This window comes from Streptomyces sp. McG3 (assembly GCF_018619185.1).
Lineage (GTDB): Bacteria > Actinomycetota > Actinomycetes > Streptomycetales > Streptomycetaceae > Streptomyces.
Genome location: NZ_JAAXYC010000185.1, coordinates 1 through 15,419 on the forward strand (window position 1 = coordinate 1; position 15,419 = coordinate 15,419).

Genomic DNA, 15,419 nt, shown 5'->3' on the forward strand with positions numbered 1-15,419 from the left:
AGATGTCTATAAGAGACACATCCACCCCATCCTTGTCAAGAGCGCTCGGATCTCACGGCTTGAGCTTCGGGAGGCCGAAGCGGAACGGGGGAGGGGCGGCATGAAGGACACGGAGGACATGGAGCGCGCGGGTGCGCGTGCGGCGTTGACGGGCCGGTTCGCCGCGGAGGTCGACTGGGCGAAGGTGGTCGACCCCTACATCCCCGGGTCGGACGGGCAGTACGGGCCGGACCTGCTGGAGCGTCTCTGGTCCCCCGATCCGCGAACGGCCGATGACGCCCTCACCACGCTTCACTTCGCGTGCTGCGGCGACGGCGGTTCGGTGCGGCACGCTGCGCCCGAGGTGCTTCCGTTCCTCGTCGAGGCCGTCCGGGACCCGGCCGTGAGGGTGCGTCCGCAGATCCTGGAGACGCTCGTCGTTCTCGCCCGCGCCGGGGAAGCCAACGCCCGCGCCGCGGAGTCCGTCCCGAAGCTCGGCGGGCGGCGGCATGCCGCACCCGCCGCCTGGTCCGCCGCCTGGGAGCGGGCGGTCGACGCGCTGCTGCCGCGGCTCGCCGACGACGTGGAAGGCGACGAAGACGTCCGGGCCGGCGTGGCCGCCGTGCTCGCACGGGCCACCCACCGGGCGGACGACCTCATCGACCGCTTCCTGGTCCGGTTCGATGACGAGCCCGGCCTGTCGGCGGCGGAGCAACTGGTGCTGACCGTGGGCGAGCTGGCCCCGCACGCGGTGGAGCGGCGCGAGGACGCCGTCGCGTGGCTGCGGCGGCGGACGACCGACGCAGGGAAGGGCGAGGAGCCCGACCTGGACGACGACGTCGACGTGTGGCTCGCCTGGATGGAACGGCACGGGCACGATGTCCGGCCGGCCGCGATCGTCGCGCTGCGCCGGGCCCTTCGACCGCTGTGACGACCGTCACCCCCGATTCCTCCTGGGTAGTGTCGACCGGATGACCTGCGGCGGGCGTATACCCGGTGAAGCGAAAGAGTCCGGGAGCAACTTTTGACCGTCGAGGAGTTCGAAGAGTTCTACGCCCAGGCGGTCGCGCGTCTCACGGGCCAGCTGTACGTGATGACCGGCGATCTCCAGGAGGCGCAGGACGTCGTGCAGGAAGCGTTCGTCAAGGCGTGGGTCCGGCGCGGCCGGCTGGACCGCGACGGCAGCCCCGAGGCGTGGATCCGTACGGTCGCCTGGCGGCTGGCGGTGAGCCGTTGGCGCTTCCGGCGGCGTTCGGCGGACGCCTGGAGGCGGGGGAGCGGCGCGCCCGGACACGTGGAACCGCCGGACCCGGGCCAGGTGGTCCTGGTCGACGCGCTCCGGGAACTGCCTCCGCAACAGCGCCGGACGCTGACCCTGCACTACCTGTGCGACCTCACGGTCGAGCAGATCGCCGGGGAGACCGGGCTCTCCGGCAGCACGATCAAGACGCATCTGGTTCGCGGACGGGCGGCGCTCGCCCTCCGTCTGCGGGACCCCCGCATCGAGGAGGCCCCTGATGTCTGACCCGCGGGATCCGTTGCGGTCCCTGTTCCGGGAGGCCGGTGAGTTCGGGCAGACCCGCTCCGACGCGGACGACGCGCCGAGCATCACGCGACGTGGAATGCGCGCGCGGCGACGCCGGATGGCCGTGGTCGCGGTGGGCGTGTGCCTGGTCGTCGGCGGGGGCGGCGCGGTCGCGGTGGGCCTGCTGCCGGTCAGGCCGCAGCCGGTCGCCCCGGCCACGGGCCCGTCGCCCAGCTACCCGTCGCCCTTCCCGTCGGACCGGCTGCCGACGCAGTCGCCGTCCCGGCCGCCGACGCCGAGCTCCACGTTGCCGGGGGGTGCGGAGACCTCCGGGGCGGAGGGCCGGTCCTCCGGGCCGGGCGGAGCGCCCACGAGGACGAGTACGACGCGTACGCGCACGAATACGGGGGCGGGGACGACCGCGAGCACGACGCGGCCGCCGCCGACGTCCACGCCGTCGGCGACGACCGGTGGGGCGACGTCGATGCCCTGACACGGCGCGCCGCTGACGCCCGCCACCAACTCGCACCCCCCCTCCCTCTCTCCCTTCCGTGCCCCGGCGGCTTCACCGGGCTGTCCCGTCCGCCTCGGCGTATCCGCGAGGCACGCCCGAAAGGTGCCTCAGTTGTCCACGCTCTCCCCCGGGCTGCGGCCTCCTGCCGACTGCCCCGTACCACCCGGGCACCGGACCGCCGCCCCGGCCGAGCCCCGGGCGGGGCGGCTCCGCCGGGCGGCGGCCCGCCTGACCCCTGCCGACCGGGCCGTGCTGTGGCTCTACCTCCTGACCCGGATATCCCTGTGGATCACGGCCCACTTCGCCCGCTGGCTGTTCCCGGCCCGCCCCGGTACGCGGGAGGCGGCGCCCGTACTCGCGCCCTTCCAGCGGTGGGACGCGAACCACTACCTCCACATAGCGCGCGACGGCTACTTCCCCGCCGGCACGGGTCCGTGGACGAGCGGCTGGGACAATCGGGAGGCGTTCTTCCCGGGCTATCCCTTCCTGCTCCGGGCCGTGCACACGGTGGTGCCGGACTGGACGGCCGCCGGGCTGCTGATCTCGTTCGTCGCGGGGGCGGTGGCCGTACTGGCCCTGGCCCGTATCGCGCGGACGTATCTGCCGGAGAACGCGGCGGGCCGCCGTACGGCTGTTCTCTTCCTGCTCTCGCCCTGCGCGGTGTTCCTGGCGGCCGGCTACACGGAGGCGCTGTTCCTCGCGTTCGCCCTGCCCGCCTGGCTCGCCGCTGTGCGGCACCGGTGGGCGCTCGCCGCCGTGCTGACGGCACTGGCGACGACGGTGCGGGTCAGCGGCCTGTTCCTCGCCGCCGCCGTCGCCCTGCTCCTCGTGCTGACCGCCCGGGAGAAGCGGGACCGGCGGAACTGGCGAGCGGCGGGCTGGACGCTGCTTCCGGCGCTGCCCCCGGCCGCGTACAGCTGGTACCTACACGTGTACACCGGCGACTGGATGGCCTGGAAGCACGCGCAGGAGCGTGGTTGGCACCGGACGTTCCACACCCCGTGGGAGGCGTGGGCGAACACCTGGAGCGGGGCGTTCGGCCACACGCAGACGACCGGCTACGCGCTCATGTTCCAGGCGGAACTCGTGGCGATGCTGGTGGGGCTCGCGCTGGTGGCCGTACTCCTGTACCGCCGCCGCTGGCCCGAGGCGCTGTACGTGGCCCTCAGCCTCTGGGCCCTGGGCACCTCGTACTGGTACACGTCGATCCCGCGCGCCACGCTGCTGTGGTGGCCGCTGTGGATCGGCCTGGCGGCGCTGAGCCTGCGGAGGCCGTGGTTCAGGACGGCGTACTTGAGCGTGGCCGCGCCGGTGACGACGCTCGTCGCGCTGACGTTCCTGACGGGGAGGTGGGCGGGGTGAGCACGCCCCGCCGCCTGCGGCACCCGTACCGATGACGGACCCCGGTGGCCCTATGCGGCGCGCCGGGGCTCCCTGAGGATCTCCGTCAGTGCGGCGATGCTCTGCGTCCCGTAACCGGCCTCCACCGCCCGCTCCAGCAGCTCGTGGAACGGCTTGTGCCACTCCACGTCGAGGCCGGCCTCCTTCCCGAGCTCCGCATCGTGCGCGGCCCCGGCCACGAAGACGTTCACCGAGGACAGCGGCTGGCGGTAGTCGCCGCTGTCGATCTCCCCGGCCAGCACGGGCAGCACCGAAGCGATCATCTCCAGCCACTTCTCGGTGAACCGCACCATCGAAGCCGCCTCCAGGCCGCGTGCCTGCAGCGCCGCCGCCCCCTGGAAGAAGCCGACGAGCGCGGGCAACAGCGTGCCGCCCACCGCCATCTCGTACAGGGCGGCGAGGTCCGGGTCCGCGCCGAGGTACACGGTGTCCCCACCCAGCACCCGCAGTACCGGCTCGTGCGCGGTGAAGACCGTGGCATCGCCGCTGTAGTAGAGGAGCGTGTCCCCGGCGCCCACCGCCGGCGGTACGTTCTTGATCGCACCGCCGAGATAGCGTGCGCCGTGCCCCCGCACCCACTCCGCCGTGCGGCGGGCGCCGGCCGGGGACCCGCTGTTGAGGGTCACGAGGTCCCTGCCCTTCAGCGCGGCAGCCGCCGGCTCCAGGGCCTCGATGGTGTCCTCGTACGTCGTCAGGCAGGTGATCACCAGCGGACTCGCCGCGACGGCTTCCGCCACGGTCTCCGGATGCGCGGCACCCTCGGCGACGAGCGGGGCAGCCCGCGACGCGGTTCTGTTCCACACCGTGGTCGGGTGCCCCGCCGCCAGGAAGGCCGCCGCCAGGGCGCTGCCCATCGAGCCCAGGCCGATGACGGTCACGGGGGTCCGGTGCTGGTTCCGGTGCTGATGCTGCGTGGACATATTCCGCTCCTATAAGGGGAGTTACGGGCTTCGGTGATCTCCATGCTGTGGCGGCACAATAGATTGCACAAGTACCGACATTTTTGTTCGGTACCCACATTCTTGTCAGTGGAAGTGGGAGGGGCCATGCGGAAGTACACCTGCGGATTCGACGCCGCCATCGCCGTCATGGGCGGAAAGTGGAAAGGGCTGATCCTCTTCTGGCTCGGTGAGGAAGAGCATGTGCGCTTCGGGGAGTTGCGGCGGACGGTCGCCGGAATCAGCGAGCGGATGCTGACTCTGCAACTGCGCGAGATGGAGGCGGCCGGACTCGTGCACCGAGAGGTGCACGAGCAGGTGCCGCCGAAGGTGGAGTACTCGCTGACCGACTTCGGCCGCTCACTCGTCGCCGCGCTCATGCCGCTCGGCGAGTGGGGCGAGGAGCACATGGACCGCCTCGAAAACCTGCCGTGACCGGCCACGGGCAGCCTCGCCCGTCATGAACCGCAGCGATCGATCACGTGAGATCGCAGCACTAGCCTTCGGGATAGAAGACGAAGAGCGTGCAGCCCGACGTGGTCTGCGGGATGTGTGACGAGCCGGCGGGAGCGTGGATGAACGTGCCTGCGGGATAGTCCCGTTGGCCGTCGTTGAAGACGCCGGAGACCACGAAGACCTCTTCCGGTCCCGGTTCGTGGACGTCGACGCCCTCCCAGCACGTGTGCGGATCCATCTCCAGCAGCTGGGCCTTCGCGCCGTTCCCGCCGCTCCACAGGGGGCGCAGCCGAATGCCGGGGAAGAGTTCACGCGTCGGCGCGTCGTGTACGGCGGACCACACATAGCCGGGCAGCTGTCCGCCCGCCCGTACCGAAGTGTCTTCCGCCGGTGTCCTGTGTGCCTGCCGTGGCTTCTGTCTCGTCATGGAGCAAGCTTCGCCGAGCGCCTGCGCCCCGCCCAGTGTCTCGATTGACGTTCTCCGGTACTTTCCTGCCATGCACCGTGTAGCGGCACTCGTCCACGCACCCCAGTCGACCTTCGAACTCGCCTGTGCTGCCGAGGTGTTCGGTATCGAGCGGCGGGGGCTGCCCACCCGGTACAGCTTCGTCGTCTGCACCGAGAACCCGGGCCCCGTCACCACGCGCGCCGGATACGACATGCTCGTCGCCGACAGCCTCGACGCCCTGGACCGGGCGGCCACCGTGATCGTCCCCGGCTGGCTGCCCACCGACGAACCCCCGTCGCCCGCTGTCGTACGGGCCCTGCGCCGCGCGCACGAGCGCGGCGCACGCGTGGTCAGCATCTGCTCCGGCGCCTTCGCCCTGGCACACGCCGGCCTGCTCGACGGCCGCTCGGCGACCACTCATTGGGCGCTGGCGGACGAGTTCGCCGCGCGGTTCCCGGCCGTCCGCCTCGATCCGGACGTGCTGTACGTGGACCATGGTGACGTCGCCACGAGCGCGGGCGCCGGGGCCGCGATCGATCTGTGTCTGCACCTGGTACGGGCCGATCAGGGCGCCGAGTACGCCGCTCACGTCTCCCGGAACATGGTCATGCCGCCGCACCGCGAAGGTGGTCAACTGCAGTACGCCGCACCGCCCCGCCCCTCCCAGGTCGACGGCTCGCTCGCGCCGCTCGTCGAGTGGGCGACGGGCCGGCTCGACGAACCGCTGACCGTCGAGGACCTGGCCGTACACGCCGGTTGCTCCGCTCGAACCCTGGCCCGTCGCTTCGCCGAGCAGCTCGGCACCAGCCCGGGACGGTGGCTGCTCGCACAGCGGGTCATCGCGGCCCGGGAGCTGTTGGAATCCTCCGGTCTCCCGGTGGACGCCGTTGCCCGCCGCGTCGGGCTCTCCTCGGCCACCAACCTCCGCAGGCGCTTCCTCGACGCCCTGGGCACGACGCCTGGCGCCTACCGCCGGGCGTTTCGGGCGGAGCCGAGGTGACAGCCCCCTGGATGCCGTCGGCTCTGCGCTGTCGTGGTAGCCGCGCCGGTGTCGATCCGTTCACCGTTCGGTGATGTGTGGTCCCGGCCGGCCTGGCAGATCCTGGAGTGCCCGTCGGCAGTGGCGTGTTGCGATTCGGTCGTCGTGGGTGCTGACGCCCCGGGTGCGAGCTCGTCGAGAAGCCTTCCCCGGTGTGCTCCCAAGCGTCGGTCGCCATCAGGCCGACGAGAGTCACGCTCCTGCGGCCCGTCGTCGACGCGGTCGACCCGGTGGCGGCGGGTGCCGTCGGAAGCGGGCCGTCAGATGACGCGCGGGATCGTCTCGTCGCGCTTGGTGGACCAGTTGGTGACGATCGGCTTGTCCACGGTGGGCGCGTCGGGGAGCTCGACCTGGGCGGGGTCGGGGTCTTCCTCCGTGGTGGCGATGATGACGTGCTCGAACTGCTTGCCGCCCTCGCCCTCCGTGGTCTTGACGTTGATACCGGCGTACGCGACGGAGGAGCCGGAGAGCTTGATCGGGTCTTCGCCGCCCTGGCCGACGGGCGAGGCGACACCCTCGGCGCCTGAGCCGAAGGAGACGCTGGGGGTGTTGACGTCCAGGTAGCAGGTGATGCCGGACTTGGCCTTGGCGGTGATCAGGTAGTGGCTGATCGGCTGGGCTTCCCACGTCACGGTGAAGTCGAGGTCGTTGGTGCCGCAGGACTGGCCGTAGCCGCTCTTGTCCCCGGTGCCTGCTTCGCCCTTGTCGCCGGTGCCGCCGCTGGACTCGGAGCCGCTCGCCGATGTGCTCTCACCGCCGGTGGCGCTGTCCCCGGAGGAGGCCTCGCCCTGCGCGTCGTCGGCGGGGGTCGAAGCGGCGGTGGGTGCGGCCGCTCCGTTCTCCGTGGGGTCCTCGGGCCCGCAGGCGGTGGTGGCGGCGAGGGCTGTCACGGCTGCGGCGGCCAGGACGAGACGGGTGGAACGGGCGGCGAGACGCGAGCGCATCATGATCTCCAGCGGGTTGTCGATTGCGGTGCTGCCTGCTGACAACCACGACGTTAGGGCCGACTCGTTCTCGAAATGATCCTGCGAATGTCCAGGTTCTGTCTCAGCGAATCGGTTCCATGAAAGGGGGGGTGAATGTGCGTCACCTAGCTCTTCACGGGGCGTGTTCGGGCCCCGGAAACAGAACGATGCGGCGCGGAATCGGGCGGGTTTCTCCATAACGCGGGCGCGCAGGGGAGAACGTGGGGGACGTGCGGACGAGGGCGGTGCCCCGCGCGGGGGAGGCGGTTCGTTCCGGAGGTTGATGTCGCACTGCCCGGCCGGTGCGATGTTCGGTTCATGGAGGCCGTGACAAGACAGGGAACAGGAACCGAAGCAGGGACCGAAACAGGGGCCGAAGGGACCGGGACGGGGACCGCGACCGGGTCCGAGGCAGGGGTGCGGGTGCTTCGGCGCGTGTGGGGGCGGCGGTGGCCGAGCGGGGTGGACCGGGCCACGACCGTATGGGCGGTGGCGTACGCGGGGTTCGGCCTGGTGTGCGCGCTGGGAGGAACGCCGCTCTTCCACCTGGGCGGCACCCCGGCCTCCCCGGCGCTGAGCTGGGCGGTCGTGGCGGTGGGGGTGCTGGCCGCGGCGGCTTCCGGCGCGGTGACGCGGTACGGGGTGCGGCCGGGCCCGCGCGTACTGCTGTGGGTGGCCTGCGTACTGGCGGGGTGCGCGGCGTTCGGCCTGCTGATGGACGTCATCACGCTGATGTTCGGCCAGGGGGTGGACAGCGTGCCGGCCGCCGCGAACCACGCCCTGGCGGCGACCGGGTGCCTGCTGCTCGCGACCACGGCCCGGACCGTCGGCGGCCCGGGCGCCGCGACCGTCGCGCCGGACCCGTCCGTCCCGCCGGCCCCGTCCGCTGCCACCCGGTCGGTGCAACTCGCCGCCTGTGCGGGCACGGTGGCCTTCCTGCCCTACGTGGCGATGAAGCTCGTATGGGTGTCCGGCGGCACCTTCGCCGGGGTCACCGGCGAGCAGATGCTCGCGATCTCCGAGCACAACGGAGCGTCGGGAATCTGGCTCACCCTGGAGTCCTGGGGCCTGGACGGCACCGTGCTGCTGGCCGCGCTCGGCGTCTTCCTGCTGTGGGGTCTGGTCCGGCCATGGGGCCAGGTCTACCCGCGCTGGACGCCGTGGCTGCGCGGCAGGCGCGTCCCCCGCGGGCTCCCGCTCCTCCCGGCCCTGGTGGGTGCCGCCACCCTGGCCCCGTACGGGGTGCTCGGCATCGGCTACCTGGCTCTGGCCACGGCCGGCGTGGTCACGATGCGCCAGGGGGACTTCCCCTCGCCCGGCGACGCGTTGCTGGCCGGTTGGATCGGCATGGTCGCGTTCGCCGTCTACGGATGCGCCCTGATCGCCGCCACCCGCTCGTACTGGCTCCGCACCCGCGGGGGCGGCCGATGAGGAGCCCCCGCGTGGCACGGTGGGGCGGCCCTGGACCGGCTCGTCGGACGGTGCCGAACCCTGCGACCCGGACCAGGACGTGAACCACGTGCTGACCGCGTCGACGTGCCACCTGTGAGCCGGATCACGGCCGTCCGTGGCGCGGACCGGGCCCCGGCCGGTGGTTAGGATGGTGGGGCTCGGCCCCGTGGCCGAGGTGGTCAGACCCCGCCGTCCGGCTGTCTGGTCCGAGGCTTGAAACCTCCGGCGCTCGTTAGACAGAACCCCGGAGGTTTTTTCGTGTCTGTCCTCCTGCCGTCCCAGCCCACCGCGCCCGATCCCCGCCGATGGTGGGCGCTCGCGGTGATCGCCCTGACGCAACTGGTGGTCGTGCTCGACGCGACCATCGTCAACGTGGCCCTGCCCCAGGCCCAGCTCGAACTGGAGCTGAGCGACACCGAGCGGCAGTGGGTCATCACCGCCTACGTCCTGGCGTTCGGCGCGCTGCTGCTGCTCGGCGGGCGCGTCGCCGACTACTGGGGGCGCAAGCGCAGCTACATGGTCGGGATGCTCGGGTTCGGCGCCGCCTCCGTGTGGGGCGGGCTCGCGCAGAGCGGGACCGAGCTGATCGCGGCGCGCGGTCTCCAGGGCGCCTTCGCTGCGCTGCTGGCCCCAGCGGCGCTCGCGCTGCTGACGGTCACGTTCCCGGCGGGGCGTGAGCGCGGAACGGCGTTCGCGGTCTTCGGCACCGTCGCCGGCACCGGTGCCGCGGTGGGCCTGGCGCTGGGCGGCGTCCTGACCGAGTTCGCGGACTGGCGGTGGTGCCTGCTGGTCAACATCGTCTTCGCCGTCGTCGGCCTGATCGGCGCGCTGCTGTTCGTCTCCGAGAGCCGGGTCGAGGGCGACAACCGGTACGACATCCGGGGCACCCTGGCCGTCACGCTCGGCCTGGCCGCGCTGGTCTACGGGTTCACCCTGGCCGAGTCCGGGTGGACCGAGCCGGACACCGTCGGCTTCCTCGCCGGGGGCCTGGTGCTGCTCGCGGTGTTCGTGTGGATCGAGGCCCGCGCCGCACAGCCGTTGCTGCCGCTGCGGATCGTGCGTGACCGTGCCCGCGCCGGAGCGTTCCTCATCCAGGCGGCCATCGGCGCCGTCTACATCGGAATGACCCTCTACCTGATGTTCCACCTCCAGATCGTGCTCGGGCTCTCCCCGCTGCTCGCCGGACTCGCGAGCCTCGCGATGACCTTCGCGACCATGATCACCGCACCCGTGGCCGCCAGGCTGCTGCCCACCCGGGGGCCGCGTGTCCTGATGACCGGCGGGCCGTTGACCGCCGCGGCCGGGATGGTGTGGCTGACCTTCGTCACGGCCGACGGAAGCTACTGGACGGAGGTCTTCGGCGGCCTCGTGGTCGTGGGCATCGGGATCGCGTTCGTGATCATCCCGGTGCAGAACGTCGCGCTCGCCGGTGTCGGTCACCACGACGCCGGCGCGGCATCGGCTCTGGTCAACTCCGCCATGCAGATCGGCGGATGCGTGGGCCTCTCGGTGTTCACCACGATCTACCTGAGTGCCGTCGAACGGTCCGCCGCGGCCGGCTCGGGGCGGGGGGCCGCCCTCACCGAGGGCTATTCCGCGGTGTTCCTCGCCACCGCCGTGACCCTGGTGGTCGCGGCGATCGTCGCCGCGACCATGCTCCGTGGCCCCCGCCCCGAGGCCTCCCCGGACCGACCCGCCGAGGTGCCGGTCCACGTCGGCTGACCGCCGTCGAGGCCACCGTCACCTCACTGCTGCTGTCCCTGCTGTTGCTGCTGCCGTCCTTGCCGTGGTCGGAGTGTTCTGGGGCGGGGGCCCTGCTCCTTTCAGCCCGACGCCGTCCGGTCGGTCCCGTCCGACCGCCGTGACGACCTGGACCCGCTTCCCCACGCGTCAGCGGCCACGACCAGGCACACGGCCACCAGGACCACGTTCTTGACGACGTACTGCCCTTCCATGGTCGGCGCGGGGGAGTGGGGCTGCCACATCGCGTCGGGGAGGAGGACGAGGGTCGAGAACACGCCGCCCATGTGGAGGAAGAACGCGACGAGGGTGGGGCGCAGCAGCCGGCCGCCCACGATCAGGCCGATCCCGATGGCCGTCTCCAGTGCGGCGAGGGAGAGCAGCAGCACCGTCTCCGGTACGAGCCCCAGGGTCATCTTCGTGGCCGCGTCGACGGCCAGTTGCTCCGCGGGGCTGGCCGAGGGGAACAGCTTCAGGACGCCGAAGCCGAGGAAGACGATCCCGACGGTCATCCTCAGCAGGTCCAGGGCGCGTGCGTTGACGTGGTCGGCCAGCCGTTGAAGGGCTGCCCGGGCGCCGGCCGGGGCCGCGCGTTCGCGGGCGAACCCGGTTGTGTGCGACGGAGGATGGGGTGCGCTGCCGGGCGGCGAAAGGCTCGGCTCTGCGGTGTGGCTCCTCATGTGCGATCTCCCGCTGTGTCCGTGGGGGTGGGAAAGCGTGCATGGGCGGTCCGCGCGGGTACGCGGACGCCTGTCGGGCGTTTTGCGTGAAGCGTCGGCTCTGTCGTTTCGGCGCAGGAGGTGACGGGCCTCTCGCTGGGCCCTGGAGTTCTCCTCGGCTGGAGGATTCGGAGGAACTGGCGGATTCGGAAGGTGGGGTCGAACATGCCTGGCCGAGTACGTGGGCGAGGCAGGGGCGGCGCGTGACCACCGCCGCCGACTGCCTCTCACTGCTTGGTCTAGACCATACGGGCGGGGGTCCGGAGGTCAAGAGGCGTAAGGATCGGCCTCCGCAGGAGGCAACCGATTCGCGCCAAGTTGCATCAGGGCAACGGGCGTTGGCCGGCCGTCCGCGCGACGCCCGAAGATCGGCCGCGCACGAGATCGGAGCCGACCGTGCCGGTGGTGCCGCCACCCGGCTCACCGGCCCGGACGCGCTCCGACCCACCCCTCGGCTGAGCTGCCTCGTTCTGCCCGGCGTGGGGCCCGGCCACGTTCCGGGGGCGTGGGCCGGGCCGTACTCCCACGGCCTCTTCGGGCCATGCGGGCACTCGGCCGCCCTCCGGACCGGTTACCCGCCGGTGCGGGGGACTTCACCGGTGATTCATCAGGCCGAAAGTAGCCCGGCCGATTCCGGGAGAAAATCCTCATCGCCCGTACCGTGCGGCCGGGCACACCTTCAGAAGCCACGGGCGCACCCCGAGCAGCCCCCGGACACGCGTCGGGGCCCGGGGCGCATGCCGCCCCGAGCCCCTGCGTAACCCGCGACCCCGCAACCGGCAGGCAGCGGGGTGGCCGTCAGCCGCCCCGCCCCGGCGCACCCCCCGGGTTCAGCGCTCCAGGCCGCCCCGCGCGATCACCTCGGCGTACCACCGCGCGCTGTCCTTCGCCGTGCGGCGCTGCGACGCGAAGTCCACGTGCACGATGCCGAACCGCTTGCTGTAGCCGTACGCCCACTCGAAGTTGTCCAGCAACGACCACAGGAAGTACCCGCGTACGTCCACCCCGTCCGCGATCGCCCGGTGCACCGCCGTCAGGTGGGCGTCCAGGTACGCCACCCGCTCCGGGTCGTGGACCGCGCCCTCCGGGTCGGCGTAGTCGTCGTACGCCGCCCCGTTCTCCGTCACCAGCAGCGGCACGGAGGGGAGCTCGTCACGGAGGCGGGTCAGCAGCTCGTACAGGCCGTTCGCGTCGACCGGCCAGTCCATCGCGGTGCGCGGGCCGGCCGCGGGGGTGAACGCCACATGCCGTTCCGCGCCCGCCCACGGCGACGGGGACTCCGACGCACCCGCCGAAACCACGCTGGGGGAGTAGTAGTTGATGCCCAGCGAGTCGATCGGCGCCGACGTCACCTCCAGGTCGCCGTCCCGCACGAACGACCAGTCCGTCACCTCCGCCGTGTCCTCGACCAGGTCCTGCGGCAGCCGCCCGTGGAAGACCGGGTCCAGGAAGATCCGGTTGGCCACCGCGTCGATCCGGCGCACCGCGTCCCGGTCCGCCGCCGTGTCCGTCAGCGGGCGCAGCGCGTGGAGGTTCAGGGTGAGGGAGATCTCGGCGGTGTCCGGCAGCAGGTCGCGCAGGACGCGGGCGCCCGCGCCGTGCGCCAGGTTCAGGTGGTGGGCGGCGCGCAGGGCCGCGAGGTCGCTGGTCCGGCCGGGGGCGTGGACCCCGTTCCCGTACCCCAGGAACGCCGCGCACCAGGGCTCGTTGAGCGTCGTCCAGGTCGGCACCCGGTCGCCCAGCGCCCCGGCCACCAGGCCCGCGTACTCCGCGAACCGGTGCGCCGTGTCCCGCTCCGGCCAGCCGCCCGCGTCCTCCAGCTCCTGCGGCAGGTCCCAGTGGTAGAGCGTGGCGACCGGTCTGATCCCGGCCGCCAGCAGCTCGTCCACCAGACGGCGGTAGAAGTCCAGGCCGCGCTCCACGGCCGGGCCCCGGCCGGTCGGCTGGACCCGGGGCCAGGAGACGGAGAACCGGTAGTCGGTGACGCCCAGCTCCTTCATCAGGCGTACGTCGTCCGGCATCCGGTGCAGATGGTCGGCGGCGATGTCACCGGTGTCGCCGTTGCGCACCTTGCCGGGCGTCCGGCTGAAGGTGTCCCAGATGGACGCCGTACGGCCGTCCTCGGTGGCTCCGCCCTCGATCTGATAGGCGGCGGTGGCGGTCCCCCAGCGGAACGCGGTGGGGAAGCGGAGGTCCGCCACGGTGTCGGGGCGGGGACCCGCGGAGTTCGCCGGACGGGCATCGACAGCGGTCATGAGAGTGACACTCCAGGAAGTGAGGGGGAGGGAACGGGCCGGCGGCCGGGCTCGGGGCGTCAGCCCTTGACCGCGCCCTGCATGATGCCGCCGACGATCTGCCGGCCCAGCAGGCCGAAGACCAGCAGCACGGGCAGCGTGCCGAGCAGCGTGCCGGCCATGATCACCGACTGGTCGTTGACGTAACCGCCGCCGAGCTGACGCAGCGCGACCTGCACGGTCGGCTCCTGCGAGGACAGCGCGATGATCGGCCAGAAGAAGTCGTTCCACGCCGTCATGAACGTGAGCATCCCGAGCACCGCCATCCCCGGCCGCGCGATCGGGATCACGATCGACCAGAAGATCCGGGCCGTCGACGCCCCGTCCACCCGGGCCGCCTCGATCAGCTCGTCCGGCAGCGACTGCACCAGGTACTGGCGCATGAAGAACACCCCGAACGCCGAGACCAGGCCCGGCAGGATCACCGCCTGGAGCTGGTTCACCCACTGGAGCTCGGCGATCAGCATGAAGAGCGGGATCACGCCGAGCTGCGGCGGGATCATCATCGTCCCGATCGTCAGCGTCAGCAGCGCGCCCCGGCCCCGGAACCTCAGCTTGGCGAAGGCGAATCCGGCGAGCGTGCAGCACAGGACCGTGCCGAGCGTGATCGAGCCGGACACGATCAGCGAGTTGAGCAGGGCCTTGCCGATGTCGGCCTCTTCGAGGACCGCGTCGAAGTTCTTGATGAGGTTCGGTCCGGGCAGCAGGCTCGGCGGCACCTGCGCCAGGTCCGCGTTGGACCGGCTGGCCGCGACGATCGTCCAGTAGAACGGGAACGCGGAGATCAGCAGCGCGAAGCCGAGGATGAGGTAGGAGAGCCAGCCGCCCTTCATCGTTCGGCCCGCACCCCCCTTGCCCACCCTGCGGGCCCGCCTGCCCGGCGGGTCCTGCGGCGGGCGGCCCTTCCCGGGCGCGGTCGGCGGTGCGGCGAGCGCGGTCATCGGCCGGCCTCCTTGGCGGCGCGGCGGCGCGCGATCAGGGCGTTGGCCCCGACGAGCACCACGATCAGGACGAACATCACCCAGGCGATGGCCGCGGCCCGGCCCAGGTGGAAGAAGCCCCAGCCCTGCTCGTACATGTACAGGCCGAGGGTCTGGTACTGGTGCGAGATGCCGCCGGAGATCGATCCTTCGAACAGCAGCGGCTCGCCGAAGAGCTGGGTCGCGCCGATCGTCGAGATGATCACCGTGAAGACGATCGTGGGGCGGAGCCCGGGGAGCGTGACGTGGATGAACTGCCGCCAGCGCGACGCCCCGTCCATCTCCGCCGCCTCGTACAGCTCGTGCGGGATCGACTGCATGCCCGCCAGATAGATCAGCGCGTTGTACCCGGTCCAGCGCCAGATCACGATGCTGGAGACCGCGATCTGCGAGGCGACCGTGCCCGTCTGCCAGTCCACCGGATCGAAGCCGACCAGCCCGATCACGTAGTTGATCAGCCCGAAGTCGCGGCCGAAGAGCTGGGCGAAGACGAGCGTGGCAGCGGCCACCGACGTGGCGTACGGGAGCAGGATCGCCGTCCGGATGAAGGTCCGGCCGCGCAGCTTGTAGTTGAGCAGGTGCGCGAGTCCGAGTGCCATCGCGAGCTGCGGGACCGTGGACAGCACGCCGATCGTGAACGTGTTGCGCAGCGAGATCCAGAAGTACTCGTCGGTGAACAGCGCCGTGTAGTTGGCGATGCCCCGCCACTCCATCTCGCCGCTCGTCTGGAGCTCGACCCGGTAGAGCGAGACGAACGCCGTGTAGAGGAGCGGGAAGAGCCCGAAGGCCAGGAACAGGGTGAAGAAGGGGGCGATGTAGGCGTACGGGGAGGCTTTGCGCCAGGTGCGCCGGAGGGCGGCGGCCCGGCCGTCGTCGGGGCCGGGCCCGGTTCCGGACGGGCGGGGCCCGGCCTTCGCGGTGGCGGTGAGGGACACGGTGCGGCCCTTCGGGATCGGGAGCGGGCGGGGA

The 15,419-nt window shown here is 71.9% G+C and carries 15 protein-coding genes; 7 read left to right on the forward strand and 8 right to left on the reverse strand.

Annotation, left to right across the window (positions count from 1 at the left end):
* The first annotated feature begins 100 nt into the window (after window positions 1-100).
* Complete coding sequence (locus tag HET64_RS25455) at window positions 101-910, forward strand: hypothetical protein (RefSeq protein ID WP_215109343.1); 810 nt, start codon at window positions 101-103, stop codon at window positions 908-910.
* Window positions 911-1,003: 93 nt separating this feature from the next.
* Window positions 1,004-1,504, forward strand: a complete 501-nt coding sequence (locus HET64_RS25460; protein WP_215109345.1) for a SigE family RNA polymerase sigma factor — start codon at window positions 1,004-1,006, stop codon at window positions 1,502-1,504.
* 234 nt (window positions 1,505-1,738) lie between these two features.
* Here the strand turns inward: HET64_RS25460 and HET64_RS25465 are convergent, their stop codons facing one another.
* A complete protein-coding gene (locus tag HET64_RS25465; RefSeq protein WP_215109347.1) occupies window positions 1,739-2,023 on the reverse strand; it encodes a hypothetical protein in 285 nt (94 codons plus the stop codon).
* Window positions 2,024-2,129: 106 nt separating this feature from the next.
* Between HET64_RS25465 and HET64_RS25470 the strand changes: the two genes are divergently transcribed.
* Window positions 2,130-3,380 carry a mannosyltransferase family protein gene (locus HET64_RS25470; protein WP_215109348.1) on the forward strand — a complete coding sequence of 417 codons (1,251 nt, stop codon included), beginning with the start codon at window positions 2,130-2,132 and terminating at the stop codon, window positions 3,378-3,380.
* 50 nt (window positions 3,381-3,430) lie between these two features.
* Here the strand turns inward: HET64_RS25470 and HET64_RS25475 are convergent, their stop codons facing one another.
* Window positions 3,431-4,339, reverse strand: a complete 909-nt coding sequence (locus HET64_RS25475; protein WP_215109350.1) for an NAD(P)-dependent oxidoreductase — start codon at window positions 4,337-4,339, stop codon at window positions 3,431-3,433.
* 126 nt (window positions 4,340-4,465) lie between these two features.
* On the opposite strand from HET64_RS25475, the gene HET64_RS25480 reads away from it, so the two are divergent.
* Window positions 4,466-4,792, forward strand: a complete 327-nt coding sequence (locus tag HET64_RS25480; protein WP_215109352.1) for a helix-turn-helix domain-containing protein — start codon at window positions 4,466-4,468, stop codon at window positions 4,790-4,792.
* Between the two features lie 61 nt (window positions 4,793-4,853).
* Here HET64_RS25480 and HET64_RS25485 read toward each other — a convergent pair whose 3' ends face one another.
* Window positions 4,854-5,240 carry a cupin domain-containing protein gene (locus tag HET64_RS25485; RefSeq protein ID WP_251145851.1) on the reverse strand — a complete coding sequence of 129 codons (387 nt, stop codon included), beginning with the start codon at window positions 5,238-5,240 and terminating at the stop codon, window positions 4,854-4,856.
* Window positions 5,241-5,310: 70 nt separating this feature from the next.
* On the opposite strand from HET64_RS25485, the gene HET64_RS25490 reads away from it, so the two are divergent.
* A complete protein-coding gene (locus tag HET64_RS25490) occupies window positions 5,311-6,261 on the forward strand; it encodes a GlxA family transcriptional regulator (protein ID WP_215109354.1) in 951 nt (316 codons plus the stop codon).
* A gap of 299 nt (window positions 6,262-6,560) precedes the next feature.
* Here HET64_RS25490 and HET64_RS25495 read toward each other — a convergent pair whose 3' ends face one another.
* Window positions 6,561-7,244, reverse strand: coding sequence for a hypothetical protein (locus HET64_RS25495; protein WP_215109366.1), 684 nt, complete (start codon window positions 7,242-7,244; stop codon window positions 6,561-6,563).
* A 510-nt stretch (window positions 7,245-7,754) separates the two neighbouring features.
* On the opposite strand from HET64_RS25495, the gene HET64_RS25500 reads away from it, so the two are divergent.
* Together HET64_RS25500 and HET64_RS25505 are read left to right on the forward strand one after the other, a co-directional pair.
* Complete coding sequence (locus tag HET64_RS25500; protein WP_308370376.1) at window positions 7,755-8,696, forward strand: hypothetical protein; 942 nt, start codon at window positions 7,755-7,757, stop codon at window positions 8,694-8,696.
* Window positions 8,697-8,975: 279 nt separating this feature from the next.
* The gene (locus HET64_RS25505) at window positions 8,976-10,439 is read left to right on the forward strand and encodes an MFS transporter (protein ID WP_308370377.1); all 1,464 of its coding nucleotides are present in this window, start codon (window positions 8,976-8,978) and stop codon (window positions 10,437-10,439) included.
* A gap of 101 nt (window positions 10,440-10,540) precedes the next feature.
* Here HET64_RS25505 and HET64_RS25510 read toward each other — a convergent pair whose 3' ends face one another.
* The 4 genes from HET64_RS25510 to HET64_RS25525 form a co-directional block, all read right to left on the reverse strand.
* A complete protein-coding gene (locus tag HET64_RS25510) occupies window positions 10,541-11,137 on the reverse strand; it encodes a DUF417 domain-containing protein (protein ID WP_215109358.1) in 597 nt (198 codons plus the stop codon).
* An 869-nt stretch (window positions 11,138-12,006) separates the two neighbouring features.
* Window positions 12,007-13,431: a GH1 family beta-glucosidase gene (locus HET64_RS25515; RefSeq protein WP_215109360.1), complete on the reverse strand. Its 1,425-nt coding sequence runs from the start codon at window positions 13,429-13,431 to the stop codon at window positions 12,007-12,009.
* Window positions 13,432-13,490: 59 nt separating this feature from the next.
* Complete coding sequence (locus tag HET64_RS25520) at window positions 13,491-14,411, reverse strand: carbohydrate ABC transporter permease (RefSeq protein ID WP_215109362.1); 921 nt, start codon at window positions 14,409-14,411, stop codon at window positions 13,491-13,493.
* Window positions 14,408-15,385 carry a carbohydrate ABC transporter permease gene (locus HET64_RS25525; protein WP_215109370.1) on the reverse strand — a complete coding sequence of 326 codons (978 nt, stop codon included), beginning with the start codon at window positions 15,383-15,385 and terminating at the stop codon, window positions 14,408-14,410. The genes HET64_RS25520 and HET64_RS25525 overlap by 4 nt, the downstream gene beginning before the upstream one ends.
* Window positions 15,386-15,419 lie beyond the last annotated feature (34 nt).

What these genes read in the sequence shown, in the direction of transcription:
- HET64_RS25455 (WP_215109343.1), top strand. Translation starts at nt 101, where the DNA reads ATGAAGGACACGGAGGACATGGAGCGCGCGGGTGCGCGTGCGGCGTTG.
- HET64_RS25475 (WP_215109350.1), bottom strand. Translation starts at nt 4,339, where the DNA reads ATGTCCACGCAGCATCAGCACCGGAACCAGCACCGGACCCCCGTGACC.
- HET64_RS25480 (WP_215109352.1), top strand. Translation starts at nt 4,466, where the DNA reads ATGCGGAAGTACACCTGCGGATTCGACGCCGCCATCGCCGTCATGGGC.
- HET64_RS25485 (WP_251145851.1), bottom strand. Translation starts at nt 5,240, where the DNA reads ATGACGAGACAGAAGCCACGGCAGGCACACAGGACACCGGCGGAAGAC.
- HET64_RS25490 (WP_215109354.1), top strand. Translation starts at nt 5,311, where the DNA reads ATGCACCGTGTAGCGGCACTCGTCCACGCACCCCAGTCGACCTTCGAA.
- HET64_RS25495 (WP_215109366.1), bottom strand. Translation starts at nt 7,244, where the DNA reads ATGCGCTCGCGTCTCGCCGCCCGTTCCACCCGTCTCGTCCTGGCCGCC.
- HET64_RS25510 (WP_215109358.1), bottom strand. Translation starts at nt 11,137, where the DNA reads ATGAGGAGCCACACCGCAGAGCCGAGCCTTTCGCCGCCCGGCAGCGCA.
- HET64_RS25515 (WP_215109360.1), bottom strand. Translation starts at nt 13,431, where the DNA reads ATGACCGCTGTCGATGCCCGTCCGGCGAACTCCGCGGGTCCCCGCCCC.
- HET64_RS25520 (WP_215109362.1), bottom strand. Translation starts at nt 14,411, where the DNA reads ATGACCGCGCTCGCCGCACCGCCGACCGCGCCCGGGAAGGGCCGCCCG.